The sequence below is a fragment of the Enterococcus thailandicus genome (assembly GCF_001886265.1).
GTDB classification, from domain to species: Bacteria; Bacillota; Bacilli; order Lactobacillales; family Enterococcaceae; genus Enterococcus_B; species Enterococcus_B thailandicus.
Window position 1 is genome coordinate 82,994 of sequence record NZ_JXLE01000009.1, and the last position, 18,781, is coordinate 101,774.

The 18,781-nt window shown below is 37.3% G+C and carries 16 protein-coding genes; 10 read left to right on the forward strand and 6 right to left on the reverse strand.

Annotation, left to right across the window (positions count from 1 at the left end; translation table 11 throughout):
• Positions 1-143 precede the first annotated feature (143 nt).
• Together RV17_RS07935 and RV17_RS07940 are read left to right on the forward strand one after the other, a co-directional pair.
• Entirely contained in the window at positions 144-1,886 is a 1,743-nt protein-coding gene (locus tag RV17_RS07935) for a DUF2264 domain-containing protein (RefSeq protein ID WP_071868942.1), read from the forward strand.
• The gene (locus RV17_RS07940) at positions 1,873-2,706 is read left to right on the forward strand and encodes a hypothetical protein (protein ID WP_067482936.1); all 834 of its coding nucleotides are present in this window, start codon (positions 1,873-1,875) and stop codon (positions 2,704-2,706) included. Before RV17_RS07935 ends, RV17_RS07940 begins: the two co-directional genes overlap by 14 nt.
• A 544-nt stretch (positions 2,707-3,250) precedes the next feature.
• On the opposite strand, the gene RV17_RS07945 is transcribed toward RV17_RS07940, so the two are convergent.
• The 3 genes from RV17_RS07945 to RV17_RS07955 form a co-directional block, all read right to left on the reverse strand.
• Positions 3,251-5,050, reverse strand: a complete 1,800-nt coding sequence (locus tag RV17_RS07945) for a glycoside hydrolase family 35 protein (protein WP_071868943.1) — start codon at positions 5,048-5,050, stop codon at positions 3,251-3,253.
• Positions 5,051-5,062: 12 nt separating this feature from the next.
• Positions 5,063-6,268: a glycoside hydrolase family 88 protein gene (locus RV17_RS07950; protein WP_071868944.1), complete on the reverse strand. Its 1,206-nt coding sequence runs from the start codon at positions 6,266-6,268 to the stop codon at positions 5,063-5,065.
• Between the two features lie 128 nt (positions 6,269-6,396).
• Positions 6,397-7,104: a GntR family transcriptional regulator gene (locus RV17_RS07955; RefSeq protein WP_067482933.1), complete on the reverse strand. Its 708-nt coding sequence runs from the start codon at positions 7,102-7,104 to the stop codon at positions 6,397-6,399.
• Positions 7,105-7,333: 229 nt separating this feature from the next.
• Between RV17_RS07955 and RV17_RS13130 the strand changes: the two genes are divergently transcribed.
• The 4 genes from RV17_RS13130 (at position 7,334) to RV17_RS07980 (ending at position 10,690) form a co-directional block, all read left to right on the forward strand.
• Positions 7,334-8,260, forward strand: coding sequence for a PTS sugar transporter subunit IIAB (locus tag RV17_RS13130; RefSeq protein WP_075491273.1), 927 nt, complete (start codon positions 7,334-7,336; stop codon positions 8,258-8,260).
• A gap of 19 nt (positions 8,261-8,279) precedes the next feature.
• Positions 8,280-9,074: a PTS mannose/fructose/sorbose/N-acetylgalactosamine transporter subunit IIC gene (locus RV17_RS07970; RefSeq protein WP_067482931.1), complete on the forward strand. Its 795-nt coding sequence runs from the start codon at positions 8,280-8,282 to the stop codon at positions 9,072-9,074.
• Positions 9,061-9,867 (forward strand): PTS system mannose/fructose/sorbose family transporter subunit IID, encoded by an 807-nt coding sequence (locus tag RV17_RS07975; RefSeq protein WP_067482929.1) that lies wholly within the window; start codon positions 9,061-9,063, stop codon positions 9,865-9,867. The genes RV17_RS07970 and RV17_RS07975 overlap by 14 nt, the downstream gene beginning before the upstream one ends.
• A gap of 112 nt (positions 9,868-9,979) precedes the next feature.
• Positions 9,980-10,690: an MgtC/SapB family protein gene (locus RV17_RS07980; RefSeq protein ID WP_067482927.1), complete on the forward strand. Its 711-nt coding sequence runs from the start codon at positions 9,980-9,982 to the stop codon at positions 10,688-10,690.
• 614 nt (positions 10,691-11,304) lie between these two features.
• On the opposite strand, the gene nrdF is transcribed toward RV17_RS07980, so the two are convergent.
• The 3 genes from nrdF to nrdH all read right to left on the reverse strand — a co-directional run bounded on the left by nrdF (position 11,305) and on the right by nrdH (position 14,824).
• Positions 11,305-12,270 (reverse strand): class 1b ribonucleoside-diphosphate reductase subunit beta, encoded by a 966-nt coding sequence (nrdF, locus tag RV17_RS07990; RefSeq protein WP_067482926.1) that lies wholly within the window; start codon positions 12,268-12,270, stop codon positions 11,305-11,307.
• 45 nt (positions 12,271-12,315) lie between these two features.
• Positions 12,316-14,475, reverse strand: a complete 2,160-nt coding sequence (nrdE, locus tag RV17_RS07995) for a class 1b ribonucleoside-diphosphate reductase subunit alpha (protein WP_067482924.1) — start codon at positions 14,473-14,475, stop codon at positions 12,316-12,318.
• Between the two features lie 124 nt (positions 14,476-14,599).
• Positions 14,600-14,824, reverse strand: a complete 225-nt coding sequence (nrdH, locus tag RV17_RS08000; protein WP_067482923.1) for a glutaredoxin-like protein NrdH — start codon at positions 14,822-14,824, stop codon at positions 14,600-14,602.
• Positions 14,825-15,234: 410 nt separating this feature from the next.
• On the opposite strand from nrdH, the gene RV17_RS08005 reads away from it, so the two are divergent.
• The 4 genes from RV17_RS08005 (at position 15,235) to RV17_RS08015 (ending at position 18,745) form a co-directional block, all read left to right on the forward strand.
• Complete coding sequence (locus RV17_RS08005) at positions 15,235-15,708, forward strand: FeoA family protein (RefSeq protein WP_067482922.1); 474 nt, start codon at positions 15,235-15,237, stop codon at positions 15,706-15,708.
• On the forward strand, positions 15,705-17,846 hold the full coding sequence (gene feoB, locus RV17_RS08010) for a ferrous iron transport protein B (protein ID WP_071868946.1): 2,142 nt from the start codon (positions 15,705-15,707) through the stop codon (positions 17,844-17,846). Before RV17_RS08005 ends, feoB begins: the two co-directional genes overlap by 4 nt.
• Before the next feature lies 1 nt (position 17,847).
• Positions 17,848-17,985 (forward strand): FeoB-associated Cys-rich membrane protein, encoded by a 138-nt coding sequence (locus RV17_RS13260; protein WP_095803826.1) that lies wholly within the window; start codon positions 17,848-17,850, stop codon positions 17,983-17,985.
• A gap of 127 nt (positions 17,986-18,112) precedes the next feature.
• The gene (locus RV17_RS08015; RefSeq protein WP_067482918.1) at positions 18,113-18,745 is read left to right on the forward strand and encodes a GntR family transcriptional regulator; all 633 of its coding nucleotides are present in this window, start codon (positions 18,113-18,115) and stop codon (positions 18,743-18,745) included.
• Positions 18,746-18,781 lie beyond the last annotated feature (36 nt).

Below are 18,781 nucleotides of genomic sequence, written 5' to 3' on the forward strand. Positions count from 1 at the left end.
AATGCTTAGTGCTAAGTTAATAGGTTAAGTTAGTAGCTAAAAAATTTTTTTCTCATCTAACATTCATTTTGAAAGAAATGTTGGGTTGAAAAAGCAGTGATGCCTTGTTATTCTTGACTGAAAGAGGTAAGGGGGGAGCTTGGATGTATCAGCAAGAGAGCCATCATTTTTTTACGCGCGAAGATTTTCAACATGCATTGGAAGAGATGATTCAGCCTTTACGAAATGAGATGATTCATTCGGAATTGGCCGGATTACATTTGGGGAGTAGCGGAGCAGTATACGATCAAAAACGCGCGGATATGGAAGCGCTTATCCGCGTGCTTTGGGGATTAGGACCATACTGGACGATGAATCAAGAGGATGAATTAAGAGATGTTTATATCCAAAAAGTTTCAAACGGAACCGACCCAGATAGTCCATACTACTGGGGGACAGTCGAAGACTACGATCAATATATTGTTGAAATGGCGGCACTTTCGCTAAATTTATTATTAAACAAAGATTCTTTTTGGGTAGAAATGTCTACAACGAGTCAACGCAATCTTGTTGCTTGGCTAGCACAAGCTTTGGATAAAAAAATTCCGAAAAATAATTGGACTTTTTTCAAAGTATTGATTCGTTTGGCATTAGCTCATTGTGGAGAAAAGTTGAATCGTGAAAAGTTAATTGAAGAGCTGACTTTAATTGATACAATGGCGATTGAAAATGGTTGGTATGTAGATGGTAAACCAACGCAAAAAGATTATTATGTACCTTTTGCTTTTCATTATTATGGGTTGATTTTTGCGAAATTTATGAAGGAAGAACTACCAGAATGGGCAGATAAATTTATTGATCGAGCTAAACGGTTTACACAAGAATTTATTTATTTTTTTGACTCAGCTGGCGAGGCATTACCTTACGGACGAAGTCTGACTTATCGATTTGCGCAAGGTGCATTTTTTTCGGCACTGATTTTTGCAGAAGTGGAAGCAATTCCTTGGGGACAAATAAAAACACTTTTATCGAATCATCTACAGACCTGGTTGGCACATGATATCTTTACTTTTGATGGCCGTTTGTCAATTGGTTATCACTATGAGAATCTTGTGATGGCGGAAGGATATAATGCACCAGGATCGCCTTATTGGGCATTTAAATTTTTCTTGTTATTAGCCACGGAACCAGCACATCCATTTTGGCAAGCAGAGCCAGAATCAATTGTAAAAAAAGAAAATCAGATAGTTACTGCGGGGAATATGTTCGTCGTTCAGGCAAAAAATGGGCAACATGTCCTGGGCTATCCATTTGGAAATCTAGTGCATAACCAAGCTCATGCTGAAGCAAAGTACAGTAAATTTGTTTATTCGACCAAGTTTGGGTTCAGTGTTCCAAAAGCTAGTTCTGAGTATGAAGCAGGTGCGTTTGATAATGTTCTGGCAGTTTCTAGAGATGGTCAGTATTACCGAGTGAAAGGAGAAGTCATTGATTATCACGCAGATAACAATTGTGTAAGTTATCTCTGGCGACCGTTTAGAGAAGTAGAAATTCAGACAGAAATTTATCCATTTGGTGAATGGCATGTGCGAGTGCATGAAATCAAAACGACAATCCCAATCGAAATCAGAGAAGGTGGATTTAGTTTGCCGTTAAAAGGGAAAAACATTGGGGGGATAGTTGAACCATTATCCGCGAAAATCATTTCAGAAGAACTATGTTCGCAAATTATAGCGATTGAAGGATATGAGAAAGCAAAGATAACGCAACTGGAAGCAAATACTTCTTTGTTTTTTCCACGAACTAGTTTACCGTATTTAAAAAATCAGTTGCAACCAGGAACGCATCGCTTGATTTGTTTAGTTGGTGGCATAACAGGAGAGGGAGAGAAACATGCTGAAAATTAGTTTGAAGGATCAATACAATCAACCAATTATTGGAAAAATCGATCATGACAAAGAGACAGGTCCATTTGAAGCAAGAGGAGAAGAAATGGCTGTCTTGGCAATCAAAGATTACCGTTATCAGTTGGGAGATAAAGTCGTAGTGACTACAGAGGCAAATGAAAGTTATTTTGTCGTTCAGTTAGATGAAACATTAGCACCAAATTTAATCTATTTGCCCGAAGAAGAATGGGAATATCATTTTCCATTGGAGGAGTCCTTGACGAAATCAAGTGTAGAAACTGGATTTCAATCAGCTCGCCATCAGTTGATGATTCGCAAAGCTTATGAGTTTGAAATCACTAACTATCAAAACTTGTCCATCAACACACACGACCAAAAAAATGATTCAGGTGCTTACCCACATGCTTTTGCAAATGTAGAAACACGAAATGATTCTGTCTTTTTTGCTAAAAATGCAATTGATGGTAAATATGGAAACCTTTCTCATGGTTCCTATCCATTTGCTTCATGGGGGATCAATCAACAAGCAGATGCAGAGTTAGTTATCGATTTTGGACGAGTGATTGAGACAGACCGGGTACAAGTACTCTTTCGTGGCGATTATCCACATGATAGTTTTTGGACAGAGATCACTTTACTTTTTTCAGATGGCGAAACGTTGGTTGTACCAACAACAAATACTTTGTCATTTCAAGAGATTACTTTCCCCATGAAAAAGACAAGCAAACTAACAATCAAAAACTTGAAAAAAGCAAATGATGATTCACCATTTCCTGCATTGACACAAATCGAAGTCTTTGGACGAAATAGTCATGAATAACAAAAGAATAAATCACAGAAGGCTGAAGTAACTGATTCAGCCTTCTGTGATTTATTCTAGTAATGTATGCTATTCATCGAAATTGATGTTTTAAGCCATAAATTAAAAGAGGGATTGCCAAAGTCTCTCCACGTTGGCAATCCCTTTTTTTCATAGAAATAGGAGAAGCTATTTTTAAAAAGATGTTCTTATTGCTCGAAAGCTGCTTGGAGCCGCAACCTCATTCACGGTGTTCCCCAAGCAACTCCTTCGGTAATAAGTCTTTTTTCATAAAAACATGAGAAACTATTTCTATGAAAAATTCCTTATTGCTTGAAGTTTAACGCTTGGAGNTCGGTAATAAGTCTTTTTTCATAAAAACATGAGAAACTATTTCTATGAAAAATTCCTTATTGCTTGAAGTTTAACGCTTGGAGCCACAACCTCATTCACGGTGTTCAAAAAGTAACTCCTTCAAAACAAGCATAAATTACTCAAAAATTTGAGAAGCAATTTTCGTTAATTTATGCTTATTTATTGGAGCTGGGCACTTCTTTCACAACCTTTACAGGTTTGGCCGATCAATAACCTTTTCTTTCGGCATATCAACGAAGCAAAGCTCCTCGATTTCAATACCTTCCGTCTCAAAAATCACAAGTTTATTTTCTCCTTGCTTCAAGAAACTTTTTGGACAATATAGAGTTAGAAGTGGTCCTTGATTCCAGTAACGTCCTAGATTGATTCCGTTAACGACCACAACGCCTTTACCATAACGAGAACAATCAATAAAGGTATCAGCTGTTTCTGCTAAATCAAACTTAAATTGATAAAATGAAGGTTGCTCTGGCACTTTTCCAGCTTGATAATCAATTTTTTCGAGTTGTTCTTTTTCCAACGTCAATGGATAGTGAACATATCCTTGATGAAAATGGATATCTTGCATGATTCCTCCACGAATACCTTTTGATTGCTCGGGGCCGTTTAATTTTGCTCCGTAATTTACTCGACCTAAATTTTCTACTAATACATCAATTTGGATTACTTCGTTTTCTTTTTGACCAGCAATCATAATTTCTTCGCCAAGTGTTTCTTGATATTGTGTAGCCTGATGTTCGCCATCACTATAGATATGTGCGCGATCACTGGTTTCGACAAGTCGTAATTTATTTTTGTGCTGATAATTTTTCCACTGAGCAGAATACAGCACATAACCGTAACCTGTACTGATGTTTTCCATGGTTAGTGGGTAAGGCGAAGCAATTCCTGCCATCATTTGATCTTTTGTTTTGAAAAAAGAAACACTTTCTGTCACTGGATAGTTCCCAAGAGCACTTATTTTTTTCGTTCTTGGTTCTGCTTGCCAAACATCAGGACAGACCTCTTTGATTGCTTGTTGCACAAGATAGTACTTTTCAGTTGGTTCACCAGCTTCAGTTAACAACGCATCATAATCATAGCTTGTGACTTGTGGTAAGTCCAACATTCCTCGAGCTGAACAACCATTATAGAAACCGAAATTTGTACCGCCATGAAACATATACAGATTAAGCGAGCCAACCTCCAGCATCTCTTTGACTTCATTTGCTAAATCTTGGGCATCTCGTTTGATAATAGGTTCGTTCCAACGATTGAACCAGCCATCCCAGTATTCCATACACATGATGGGCCAATTTTTTCCATGTTGTTGCATAAATGTTTTTAAAACGTTTGCATTTTCTTTTGAATGGCTACCAAAGTTTCCAGTGACAAATACATCATCTTCAATCAATGTACCCGCATCTAAAACTTCAGGCCAAGAACCATCGGAGGTAAATAACGGAATAGTGATTGCAAAAGATTCAATCAATTGCTTTGTTTGTCGAAGATATTCTTTTTCCATGCCATAAGAACCATACTCATTTTCGATTTGCATCATGATAACAGGACCACCTTGAGAAACTTGAAGGGGTGCTAGTTTTGGTAACAAAACAGTGTAATAATTTTTGACTTTTTCCATAAATCGAGGGTCAGTCGAACGTAATCTTATACCAGATTCTTTCAAAAGCCAAGCTGGTAAACCACCAAATTCCCACTCAGCACAGATGTAAACAGAAGGACGTAAAATGACCATCAAACCTAATTCTTGTGCTAAGTTAACAAAAGCGACAACATCTTTCATTCCTTCAAAATCAAAAGTTCCCTCTTTAGGTTCATGGATGTTCCATGGAATGTAAGTTTCTACCGTGTTGGCGCCTAAAGCTTTTAAGTTATACAGGCTGTCTTCCCACTGAGCAGGTGCTAGTCGAAAGTAGTGAATTGCTCCGCTGATTAATTTGATGGGTTCTCCATCAAGTAAAAAATCTTCTTTGATTTCAAATGTCTGCATCTTTTTTTCTCCTCACCAATATTTTTTCCACTCGGGATTTGCTAAACGCATGAGTGCTTCGAAATAAAAATAGTCGCCCCAAAGATTTGGTTCATCAATGCCTTTTCCTTCGGCGTGTGCGTAGACACCGTGTAGTAGAAGACCTTCGTTTACAGTTTCATGTTTGGCTGAATACTTTTCTCCTAATTGATAAATCATTCCTTGAGCTAATTCCTTCGCGGCTGGATAGGCGTTACTTTTTTCTGCTTCCAGCAGGCCACATGCAGTAATTGCTAGGGCAGAACTGTCTTTGTCTGAAGGGACTTGGTCATTAAAATCAAAGTCCCAGTAAGGAACGAGATCTTGAGGCAAGTTAGTTAGAAAGACATCAACGATTTCGTTATAGTTTTGTGGAAAGCCAGCATTTGTTAACGACGTATCTTTCTGTGCCCCATTTTCTTGCTTATTTTGTGAATAGCTTTCGTTTAATGGGATACCCAAAATTGCCCAGCTTTGTCCACGTGCCCAAATCGAATCATCACTGTTTCCTTGATGAGTGGCACCGTGGCTGGGTTTGCCGGTTAGCGGATCAAAATAATAAGTATGGAAAGTTGTCGCATTTTCTCGAATAACCGTTTTTAGTAAAGTCTGATAGTGCTTTTGGGCAACTTCTTGATAGCGCATATCTCCAGAAATCTCTGTTGCACGAAAGAGCAATGGCAAATTAATTAGTGAGTCAATGATTAGTCGATACTCTTTGGGGTCACCCAATTTTCCCCAAGCTTGAATAAACTGTCCTTTTTTTTGAAAACGTGCCATTAAAACATCTGCAGCTTGTAAAATTTGTTGCTGACATAACAAACTGTCGGTAACAGTATAGCCCGCGCCGGCAGATAAACTATATAAAAAGCCGATATCGTGGTGATCTAAAACAAAATGATTTTCTAATCGCTCTTGAAAGCTATGGATATTTTCCATCGCACGAACTAAAAATGTCTCTCTCCCAGTCCATTCGTAAGCGAGCCAAAGCATCCCAGTCCAAAAACCATTTGTCCAATCATCATTTGGTTTGATTCGATAGTTTCCGTTTGTTGCACAGGCAGAAGGGAAATCTAACCCATAACGTTGCATGTTGGCTTCGATTGTTTGACAGCACCAATCTAATTGTTGTGTCAACCAGTCTTGTTGTACGTTGCTACCGAGTTGAATCAGTTCCTGTTTCTTATCTTGAAGTTTCATGAGAGCCTCCTTTTAACTTGTTAACATATTAACTTAGATTAGTATACCGTACTTAACTACAAAAAGCGAATATTCCATTTCTTTTTATTTATTTAAAAAAAGGATAGAAACGCAAAAAAAGTGGTCGCTTACTCAGCTTCCACTTCGATTTTTGTTTTGAAATATTTCCAATGTTTATAACTGACGATATATTCTGCAACACTTTGATCAGCTAAGTAAGAATGTTTGACTTGTTTGACGACAGGTTCTCTAAAACTTAACTGTAATAAATTCAATAATTCTGAGTTATCAGAAAAAATAATTTCGTCTGTTTCAACAGAAGACAAAGAGAATAAATCAATATCAAAGTCTTTACGTACTCGCTCATAAATGCTTGCGTAGGTTGAGAGATCTTTTGTCAGTGGTTCTTTTACTAACTTCTTAGGTAGATGAGTGATATGTAAAAGAAAAGGGACGTCTTCAAAAAAACGAACACGTTTGATTTTATAGTAGGAAGCATTGGCAGGTAAGCCCAGTTCCTTTAAAATAGTAGGGTGATTTTCTTCTTCAATAGCTAAAACTTTGACTTTCTCTTTATCTAAAGAATGAAGTTCAATATCAGAGAATTTCACACTTTGGGAGACTTTTGATTTAGAAACAAAAGTTCCTTTTCCTTGAATACGGTAAAGATAGCCAGCTGTCGTCAACTCATTTAATGCTTTGACAGCTGTGATTGAGCTGACAGAATATTTTTGTTTGATGTCAGCTTCTGAATAGAATTTATCGCCAGGAATAAATTTATGTTTTTTTATTTCCGCTAATAAATCTTGCTTAATTTGTTCATATTTGGGAATCATTCGATTATACCCTCCATTCTCTGCGGTAAATACTAACTAGTAGCATAACATGTTAACTTTAGTTTAGCAATTGATTATCGCTAGGCCAATTCACAAAATGTGATTTTTATCGAAAAAAATATAATATGTTAAGATGTTAGGTTTACGTGGAGAAAGTGGTGTGATATAGTATGGGTAAGCAAAACATAATATGTTAAGTTGAATATTCAATTTTGGGGGAGGAAGACAGATGAGAAATATCCTATTGATTAGCCATGGGAATATGGCGGAAGGAGTCAAAGCAAGTTTGGAGATGATTGTCGGTAAGCAGGCACATGTTCACACAGCTTCTTTGAAACCAGACGGGGATAATCTACAATTTGAAAATGAATTAGAAGAAAAAATGAAAGCCCTTAACGGCGAGACTTTGATCATTGCCGATTTATTGGGTGGAACACCGTGCAATGTTGCATTGACTAACTATCTTGAAAATGACGAGGTAGAAATCATTGCGGGAATGTCTTTACCATTAGTCATTGAAGCTACATTGAATAGCCATGCTAGTGTTAGTGAGTTGATTCAGCTATCGATAAGTGGGATTACAAATGTTAAAAAGAAAATGCTGGAAGCCGAAGTAGAAAAAGATCCGGTTGTTTCCAATGAAGATTTAGAAAAATACAAAGAATATGAAGGCAAAGCCAACATCGTGAATGTCCGCATCGACGAACGATTGATTCATGGACAGGTTGCAGGTATCTGGTCACCTAGCTTGAATACACAGCGAATCATTGTGATTAACGATGAAGCAGCTACAGATTCTTTACAAAAATCTTCACTAAGAATGGCAGCGCCTACATCTATGCGACTTTCAGTTTTAGATGTTGCTACTGCAGCTAAAAATATCCAATCAGGTAAGTACGGTAAGCAAAGAATATTCTTGGTCTTTAAAAATCCAACTGATGTATTGAGATACTTAGAAGCTGGTGGTCAATTGGAAACGGTCAATGTTGGAAACATGAGTTATAAGGAAGGCGCAAGAGATGTAACGAAGAGTATCAAAGTATTGAAAGAAGAAGAAATAGTTTTTGAAGCGATTGCCGCAAAAAAAGTGAAAGTAACTGCGCAATTGGTACCAAATGATCCAGTTATCGACTTTATGGAAAAATTAAGAAGCTAATATTAGGAGGAAGACAGCTATGCATTTAGAAATATATCAAATTATTCTTATTACTGTTTATGCTTTTATTGCCATTAATGATTCACTTATTTCAAATACACTAACGCAACCGGCAATTGCCGGAATGATTTCCGGAATGATTATGGGCGATTTAAAAACCGGATTAATGGTCGGTGGGACGCTACAATTGATGCGTTTAGGTATCGCAGCATTTGGTGGCGCTTCAGTTCCTGATTACTTTACGGGAGCCGTGCTAGGAACTGCTTTTGCGGTGATTTCAGGTAAAGGGGCAGAGTATGGAATTGGGTTAGCTGTTCCAGTTTCTTTACTGATGCTGCAGCTTGATGTAGTAGCCCGCTTTTGTAATGTTTTCTTGCTACACCGCATTGATCGTGCAATTGATGATATGAAGATTAGTCGAATCCCTCGGCTTGTGTTATCAGGTTCTTTCCTATGGGGATTATCACGTGCGATTCCAATCTTGTTGATGTTACTTGTCGGTGATGCTGCTGTTTCAACAATTACTGAAAATACGCCTGCTTGGTTGATGGATGGACTAAAAACAGCTGGTGGTGTATTGCCAGTAGTTGGTATCGGAATCTTGCTACATTATCTTCCTACAAAACAATATATTCCATATTTGCTTTTAGGTTTCTTTTTAGCTGCTTATTTGCAAGTCCCAATGTTAGGTATTTCAATTGTGGGTGTGATTGCAGCAATGATTGTCTTTAAACGTGATAGCGAAAAAGCAGCAAGTGTTCAAACAGTAGCAAATACTGGAACTTTCGAGGGAGGATTTGATGGTGATGAATAATCAAAAACTAACAAAAAAAGAATTAAACGCAATTAGTTGGCGTTACATTTTAGGAAGTCAATTGAACTGGAACTATGAACGGATGATGAGTTCCGGATATTTATACGGAATGTTGCCTGTCTTGAAAAAGTTTTATGGTGAAGATCCATTGGAATTGCAAGATATGTTACGAACACATAATCAGTTTTTTAACACAAACGCGATTTTTGGGAATTTGATTATGGGGATTGATGTCGCAATTGAAGAAGAAGATGGCTATCGAGCAAAAGATACAATCGTTGCGTTAAAAACAGCGTTGATGGGCTCACTTGCAGGTGTTGGGGACTCGTTATTCCACGTGATTTGGGGAACAATTTTTGGCTCAATTGCGGGTACCTTAGCTCAGAGTGGTTCAATTGTGGGATGTGTCATCTGGATTATAGCCAATATTGCTTTGTTATTTGGTCGAGCGGCTTTATTGCCATTGGGATATAAACAAGGGGTGAAGTTAGTTACGACCTTAAAAGATAAGTTATCTGCTTTTACGAATGCAGCGACTGTCTTAGGAGTTACGGTTATCGGGGCATTGATTCCTTCCGTTGTGAAAGCAACTGTACCGTTTGTCTATAAAAAAGATGGCGTAGAACTAGTGATTCAAGATACATTGGATGCTATTTTACCTGCACTAGTACCAGTGTTGCTAGTTTTATTAACTTACTGGATGTTAGGCCATAAGAAATTGAATTCCACACGCGTTATCTGGATTATCTTGATTTTATCGATTGCGTTAAGTGCACTAGGAATTTTGGGCTAATCGTAAAGAAGACATGATTGAAAAGAAGACGACCAAATCAATGAGTATTTGGCTGTCTTCTTTTTTCTTACCCATAAAAAATGTGCTATATTGAATGGGAGGAGATGTTGAAATGGCAGATATGGTATTAACGATTCCAGAGATTACCTTGCGTTTAGGCTTGGCGATGTTATTTGGGGGCGCGATTGGTTTTGAAAGACAATATAAAAATCGTCCAGCGGGAATGCGCACACATATTTTAGTTTGCATGGGTGCATGTATTATTGCTTTGATCCAAGTGGAAATAGCTGGTGGGGCAGTGCAAGACGCAATGCAACATCCAGATCTTTCAGGTGTGATTCGTTCAGATGAAGCGAGATTGATTGCTCAAGTTGTTAGTGGGATTGGTTTTTTAGGTGCTGGGACAATTATTGTAACAAAGCGCTCGGTGACTGGATTGACAACGGCGGCCTCTCTTTGGGCAGGAGCCGGCCTAGGGATTGCAATCGGGATGGGTTTTTATTCGATTGCGATTATTAGTTTCATTGGTGTGATGATTGCTTTGACAATGGTTAAGCGAATTATTCACGTTCCAACGACAAAAAAATTAGAGATCCAATTTATTCACCGACAGGAGACCAAAGATTTTTTGTCTGATTATTTTGAAGCGAGAAAAATTAAAATTGAAGATGTGAATTTTGATGTTAAATTTGTCGAAGATTATCGCATTTACACGAATATTTACACGATTGATTTACCAAAAGGAATGACTTACACGGACGTGATTGAGGAACTTTCCACGTATAAAAATATTACTAAGTTGCGACTAGTTAGTCTTTCTTGATGAGCAGGAAAGAGGTTGTGGCGCAAAGCGTTCAGCTCTGACAAAATAATGAGCAACTGACAAAAAATAGCTGTCCATATTTTTGGGACAATTGGGCGTTATTGTGAGGAATTATTTTGAGAACACCGTGGAAAGAGGTTGTGGCGCAAAGCGTTTAGCTTCAAGCAATAAGGAAATTTTTCTGAAAATAGTTTCGCATATTTTTATGAAAAAAGACTTATTGCCGAAGAAGTTGCTTTGGGAANATAGCTGTCCATATTTTTGGGACAATTGGGCGTTATTGTGAGGAATTATTTTGAGAACACCGTGGAAAGAGGTTGTGGCGCAAAGCGTTTAGCTTCAAGCAATAAGGAAATTTTTCTGAAAATAGTTTCGCATATTTTTATGAAAAAAGACTTATTGCCGAAGAAGTTGCTTTGGGAACACCGTTTACTTACAAAAAGAGACGGGGACAAAACGAAAGACCCAGTCATTTTTAACACATGATTAAATAAAAAAACCACCTAAAATCACCGTTTTTTAAAACGAATTTTAGGCGGTTTTTTCTATTTGGGAAACCTTTGTTTGCTGAGAGAAAGTCTTGATAATTTTCTCTCAAAGATTATCAAGTTTTCTTATTCTAATCCAATCAAATAGTCATCATCTTTCATTGCTTCCACGTGACCTAGTAAATAGCCGTTCCCTACTTGAGAGAAGAAATCATGGTTGCTTGTACCAGTTGAGATTCCATTCATGACGATTGGATTGACATCATTTGCGGTATCTGGGAAAAGTGGATCCATCCCCAAATTCATCAATGCTTTATTTGCATTGTAACGCAAGAAAGTTTTTACTTCCTCTGTCCAACCCATTTCATCATATAACTCTTCTGTATAACGTTCTTCATTTTCATACAATTCATAAAGTAAATTGTACATCCAATCTTTCAATTGTTCTTGTTCTGCTTCAGGTAACTCGTTGTAGCCGAGTTGGAATTTGTAACCAATATACGTTCCATGAACAGATTCATCGCGGATAATCAATTTGATGATTTCAGCAACGTTTGCTAGTTTATTATTTCCTAAATAATAAAGAGGTGTATAAAAACCAGAATAGAAGAGGAATGTTTCTAAGAAAACACTCGCTACTTTTTTCTCTAAAGGTGTACCATTTTTATAAATCTCATTGATGCGTTCCGCTTTGCGTTGTAAATAGATGTTTGTATTGGTCCACTCAAAAATTTCTTCGATTTCTTTTTTGGTATTTAATGTACTGAAAATAGAAGAATAGCTTTTCGCATGAACAGATTCCATAAACTGAATATTGTTTAAAACAGCTTCTTCATGTGGTGTACGGACATCATTTCGTAGCTGATCCATTCCGCTTTCTGATTGGACCGTATCAAGCAATGTCAAACCACCGAATACATGACCAACGGTTTCTTTTTCTAGTTCAGAAAGTGTCCGCCAGTCATCTAAGTCATTTGAAAGTGGGATACGAGTATCTAACCAAAACTGTTCCGTTAACTTTTCCCAGGTAGACTTGTCAATAATATCTTCGATTTCATTCCAGTTAATTGCTTCATAATAAGTTTCTGACATGAGTTTGCTCCTTTATTGATTGTCGTTTCTAAATTCGTTTGCTTGTTAAATGACACAACTTTCACATTGGTTGCTACCGATTTCTTCTGCATCATCGGTAAAGGTACGTACATAATAAATTGATTTCACGCCTTTATGGAAAGCATAGTGACGTAAAATGTTTAAATCACGTGTCGATTGTTTGCTACTTGTTTTCCATTCATATAAGCCTTCTGGAATTTCTGAACGCATAAATAAAGTTAAACTCATTCCTTGATCGACATGCTTTTGTGCAGTTGCATAAATGTCGATGACTTTGCGCATATCCATATCGTAAGCAGAAGTGTAATAAGGAATCGTTTCATTTGAAAGATAAGGTGCAGGATAGTAGATTTTACCGATTTTCTTTTCTTGACGTTCTTCAATCATTCGCGTAATCGGATGAATACTTGCACTTGTATCATTAATGTAAGAAATTGAACCGTTTGGCGCTACAGCCAGACGATTTTGATGATATAGACCATCTTTCATAATCGCTTGTTTTAACTCTTCCCAATCTTGTGCAGTTGGGACGAAGATACCTTCAAATAATGCTTTTACTTTTTCAGATTTTGGTTGGAACTCGCCAGTGATATATTTGTCAAAGTAAGAGCCATTCGCATAGTCTGATTTTTCAAAGTTATGGAAAACTTCCTTACGTTCACGAGCAATTTGATTACTTTCAACTAATGTCCAATAGTTCAGTAACATGAAATAGATATTGGTAAAGTCCAAAGAATCTTCAGAGCCATATTCCATTTGTTCTTTTGCAAAGTAAGTGTGTAAGCCCATCGCACCTAATCCAATGGTATGATTTAGTTGATTTCCATTTTGAATTGGTGGCACAACATCAATATCAGAAGCATCAGTGATGTAGGTTAAGGCACGAGTCATTGTTCGAATGGATTTTCCAAAGTCGGGACTGTCCATCAAGTTAACAATATTTGTTGAACCTAAGTTACATGAAATGTCTGTTCCTAACACTTCGTATTCTTGTTTGCCATTGATGACAGAAGGCGTTTGAACTTGTAAGATTTCAGAACATAGGTTACTCATAATGATTTTACCGTCGATTGGGTTTTCGCGGTTCGCTGTATCAATGTTGATGATATAAGGATAACCAGATTCTTGTTGCAATTTTGAGATTTCATTTTCTAAATCGCGTGCTTTGATTTTTTGTTTACGAATATTAGGGTTGGCTACTAAGTTGTCATATTCTTTCGTGATGTCAACATAAGAGAACGGAACACCATATTCTTTTTCTACACTATAAGGACTAAATAAATACATTTCTTCGTTTTTACGAGTCAATTCATAGAACTTATCAGGAACAACAATCCCAAGAGAAAGTGTTTTTACACGGATTTTTTCATCAGCATTTTCTTTTTTTGCAGATAAAAAGGCAATGATATCTGGATGGAAAACGTTCAGATAAACAACACCAGCACCTTGACGCTGACCTAATTGATTTGAATAACTAAAGCTATCTTCGAATAATTTCATGACAGGAACGACACCGCTGGCTGCGCCCTCGTAGCCTTTGATAGGAGCCCCTGCTTCACGCAAGTTGGAAAGAGTGATTCCGACACCGCCACCAATGCGAGATAGTTGTAGAGCAGAGTTGATTGAGCGCCCAATCGAGTTCATATCGTCAGTAACTTGTGTTAAGAAACAAGAAACTAATTCGCCACGGCGTTTACGTCCAGCATTCAAGAATGAAGGAGTTGCAGGTTGGTAACGTTGATGGATCATTTCATCAGCTAAAGCCAACGCAAGTGCTTCGTCACCATTTGCAAAATATAAGGCATTAAAAGCTACGCGGTCTTCGTAAGATTCAAGGTAAGCAGAGCCATCATTTGTTTTTAACGCATATTGAGAATAAAATTTATAAGCTGCCATAAATGACTTAAAGGTAAAGTGTTGGTCTGCTAAAAATTGATACAACTTTTCAATAAATTCATCAGAATATAATTGGATAAATTCTGCTTCGATATATTGATTTTCAATCAGATAATCGATTTTTTCTTTGATTGTTGGAAATGTCATCGTATTTGGTTGTACATTTTCCTCAAAAAAAGCTGCAAGAGCTTCTTTATCCTTATTCAAAGGAATTTGACCGTTAACTGGTCGGTTAATCTCGTTGTTTAACTTAAAGTAACTGACATCTTTTAAATTTTTAAGACTCATAAGTACGCCCAACCTTCTTTTCTTTTTGTTTAGTTTTGGAGAATCGTGCTTTAAAAAAGGATTTGGGGCTTTTGGTCGAGCCGTCAAATCCAAGTGTACTACCTATTTTTAGTTGATAAACAAATTAGCTAGCTAATCTGCGTAATTGATCTGGACGGAAACCAATAACCGTTTCAATCTCAGAAGTTGTCACAGGGACGCTTTGGAATCCTTGTTCTTTCAACCAATCAATTGCTTCTGGTTTTTCGTCAATATTTACTTCTTCAAAATCAATTTCGTTATCAGCTAAAAAACGTTTGACCATTTTACATTGCATACAGTTGTTTTTAGAAAAAATTTTTACGTTCATCGTTTGTGCCTCCTCGTAACACATTTCATCGTTATCTATAATCAATAGTATAAAACTCTTAGTAAAAAAGTCAAACAGGAAACACTATATATTGTGTTGTGGAAACTGTGGAATACTAAGTTTTGTGTTTTTTGAAAAACAATTGAAAGCAAGTATCAGTAAGGGAAATCCCATAATTAAGTAAAAATAAGCTGTGGATAACCACTTAAAAAGATTTTTTTTCTCATCAAATTAAAAGAATCTATAACAAAAGTGTAATCTTTCACAATGCTAATTGACTTTCTCAATTGATGGAGTTATTCTTGTTGAGAATGATTATCAATCGTTGTTCTGTTCAACAAAAATAAATAGAAACAAAAAGGAATGAAATCATTTCCCCACATGATTTTTTTCACAAGAAAGGATTTCGGATGGAAACTTTAGCACAAGCAAAACAGAATTTAGTTTACCAAATTGTCAAAATCCAGACAAAAGAGTCTGTCAAAAATCATTTGCAAAATTTAGGAATCATCCCAGGGACCAAAATTGTGGTTGTGAATTTGTCAGGGGAAAACGCAATTCTTCTATTAAAGAACAATCGAATTGCTGTAAATCGAGAATTACTAGCGCAGATTTTTGTGAAGAAGCCAGATTCTATAGCAGAAAGCTGGACATCTCTTGATCAGCTGACTGTTGGCGAAAGCGCGACAGTGGTAGCTCTTCATGGACAAGGTGCAGTGAAACGACGCTTAATGGATATGGGCGTGACGAAAAATGTTCGAGTAGCGATTCGAAAGTTAGCACCGTTAGGCGATCCAATCGAGATTACTTTACGTGGATATGAATTAACATTGCGAAAAAAAGAAGCTGAATTGATTCTTGTTCAAAAGGAGCGAAGTGAATGAGTATTGAAGTTGCGTTAGTTGGTAATCCCAACAGTGGGAAGACGAGTTTATTCAATGCGTTGACGGGAGCCAATCAATATGTTGGAAATTGGCCAGGGGTTACAGTCGAAAAAAAATCAGGTAACCTAAAAAAACATCCAGCAATCCACATTCAAGATTTACCCGGCATTTATTCTCTCTCTCCATATACACCTGAAGAAATGGTTGCTAGAGAATATTTGATTCATGAACGCCCAGATGTTGTGTTGAATATCGTAGATGCGACTAATTTGGAAAGAAACCTTTATCTCACTACGCAGTTACTTGATTTAGGTATTCCGGTTGTTGTCTGCTTAAACATGATGGATGTGGTCAAAAAAGAAGGAAAGACAATCAACCTTGATAAATTGTCTTATGGGTTAGGCGTGCCAGTTATTCCAATGAGCGTTGTCAAAAACCAAGGACTTGAACGTGTCTCAAAGTTGTTAACCAATCAAGAAACCTTTACCGTACCAGAACCATGCGAATACGATCCACGATTGGAAGCAGCATTAAATGAAATTGAAGATGTCTTGCATTTTGATTTCACAATAAAAAATCAGCGTTGGTATGCTCTAAAGTACTTTGAACGAGAAACATTAGCTAGTTCTGAATTAGAGCTAACAACGCAACAAACAAAAGAAATTGAAGAGTTGATTCAGTTAACAGAAAAAATTTTTGCAGAAGAAAGTGAAACTATTCTAGTCAATGAAAGATATGAATTTATCACACAACTAACAGCTTTGAGTGTGGTAGTTGTTGATTCTTTCCAATATTCGTTAAGTGACAAAATTGATCGCATCGTAACGAATCGTTGGTTGGCGTTACCAATCTTTGCGTTAGTGATGTGGTTTATCTATTATTTAGCCATTCAAACAATTGGAACGATGGGAACGGACTGGATCAATGATACGTTCTTTGGCTCATGGGTACCGGAAACGGTTGGAAGCTGGTTACAGGCCGCTCAAGTCGCGGACTGGATGCAGCAACTTATCTTAAATGGAATCATTGCTGGTGTTGGTGCAGTGTTAGGCTTTTTACCGCAACTGATGGTTTTGTTTCTCTGTTTAAGTTTTTTGGAAGATTGTGGGTACATGGCACGGATTGCTTTTGTGATGGACCGTTTATTCCGCAAATTTGGCTTGTCAGGAAAATCGTTCATTCCGATGCTGATTGCAACGGGTTGTGGTGTGCCGGGCGTGATGGCGAGCCGAACAATTGAAAATGAACAAGATCGTCGTTTAACGATTATGGTCACGACATTCATGCCTTGTTCCGCAAAATTACCAATTATTGCATTGATCGCAGGTGCTTTTTTCCCACGTTCTTCATGGGTGGCACCGTCTGCCTACTTTTTAGGAATGAGTGCCATTATTTTATCTGGGATTGCGTTGAAAAAAACGCGCTTATTTGCTGGTGAAACAGCTCCGTTTATTATGGAGTTGCCAATGTATCATTTTCCACAACTTCAGACGATTTTACGACAAACGTATGATCGTTGTAAATCATTTGTGAAAAAAGCAGGAACAATTATTTTTGTTTCAAGTATTGCTGTTTGGTTTTTATCTTCTTACAATTTCCGTGGTCAATCAGTAGCAGAAACCCACAGTATTTTAGCTTGGCTTGGAAGAATCATTGCACCTGTTTTTCAGCCACTTGGCTGGGGAAACTGGCAAGGTGCCGTTGCAACGATTACTGGATTAGTGGCAAAAGAAAATGTGATTGGAACATTTGGAATTCTGTTTGGAAATGCAGAAGTTTCCGAAAATGGACAAGAAATCTGGCAAGTGCTCCGTGGAACGTATACACCAGTTGCTGCCTATTCATTGCTTGCATTTAATTTGTTGTGTGCGCCATGTTTTGCTGCAATTGGTGCAATTCATCGCGAAATGGGTTCGAAAAAATGGACTTGGATTGCGATTGGCTATCAGTGTGGTTTAGCTTACTTAGTCAGCTTTATCATTTATCAAATTGGGCATGTGATCTTTGAAGGTGGCAACTTGTCAATCATGACTTATTTAGCTGGCTTAGTATTGATTGCTTTAGTGTATGGCATCATAAAAAAACCGATGGTACGAAAAGAATCAGTTGTGTCACTTTCATTGGAAGGAGAAAGGTAAGATGGCAACATTTTTATTAAGTGTGTTGATTTTTGGAAGTGCAGGATATATTGTTTATTCTCGCGTGAAGAAAGGCAAGAATTGTGATGATTGTCATACTACTTGTCCAGTGAAAAAAGCATCAAACACTGAAAAATAAGAAAATTGAGTAAGAACGAATAAAAAGCTGAGGTAAGAGCAACACTTTACTTCAGCTTTTTTTGCTTATTTTAACGGAGCATAGTAAGATGATTTTGACAAGATTTGAAAGGGAAGAGGAATAAGCTATGGCGGAAAAGAAAAAAGTTGTTCGTCCACGTTACCAGCAAATTGCAGTGGACTTAGCGGAGCGAATTGTGGAAAATCGTTACAAAGTTGGCGAAAAAATCCATGCCCGTTCAACCTTAGCAAGCACATATAATGCTTCACCAGAAACGACACGTAAAGCAATCAATGTTTTAGTCGATTTGGGAATTATGGAAGTTCGTCATGGTAGTGGTGCATTTGTCGCTTCCAAAGAAAAAGCGAAAGAATTTTTATTACAATATCAAGATGTACAATCCATTCAGGAAACGAAAGCAGATATTATGGCTAGTGTTGAGAAACAAAAAGAAGAGTTGGATCACTTTTCGCAACTTCTGGATCAATTAGTTAACCAAACAAAACGCATCCACAAAATGAATCCATTGTTACCGTTTGAACTGCAATTAAGCAAAAATGCGGAACATTTGGATCAATCAATTAGTGAATTAAACATTTGGCAAGTCACTGGTGCGACAGTCATTGCTATCTCGCATGAAGAAGAGCTACTTGTTTCCCCGGGGCCGTATGCAAAATTTAGCGAAGGTGATACGGTTCACTTTATTGGAAACGAATATACCTTGCAACGAATGATGAATTTTTTCTATCCAGAAGAATAAAAATTGAGTAAAACGCAGAGCGGACAAGCGATTGTT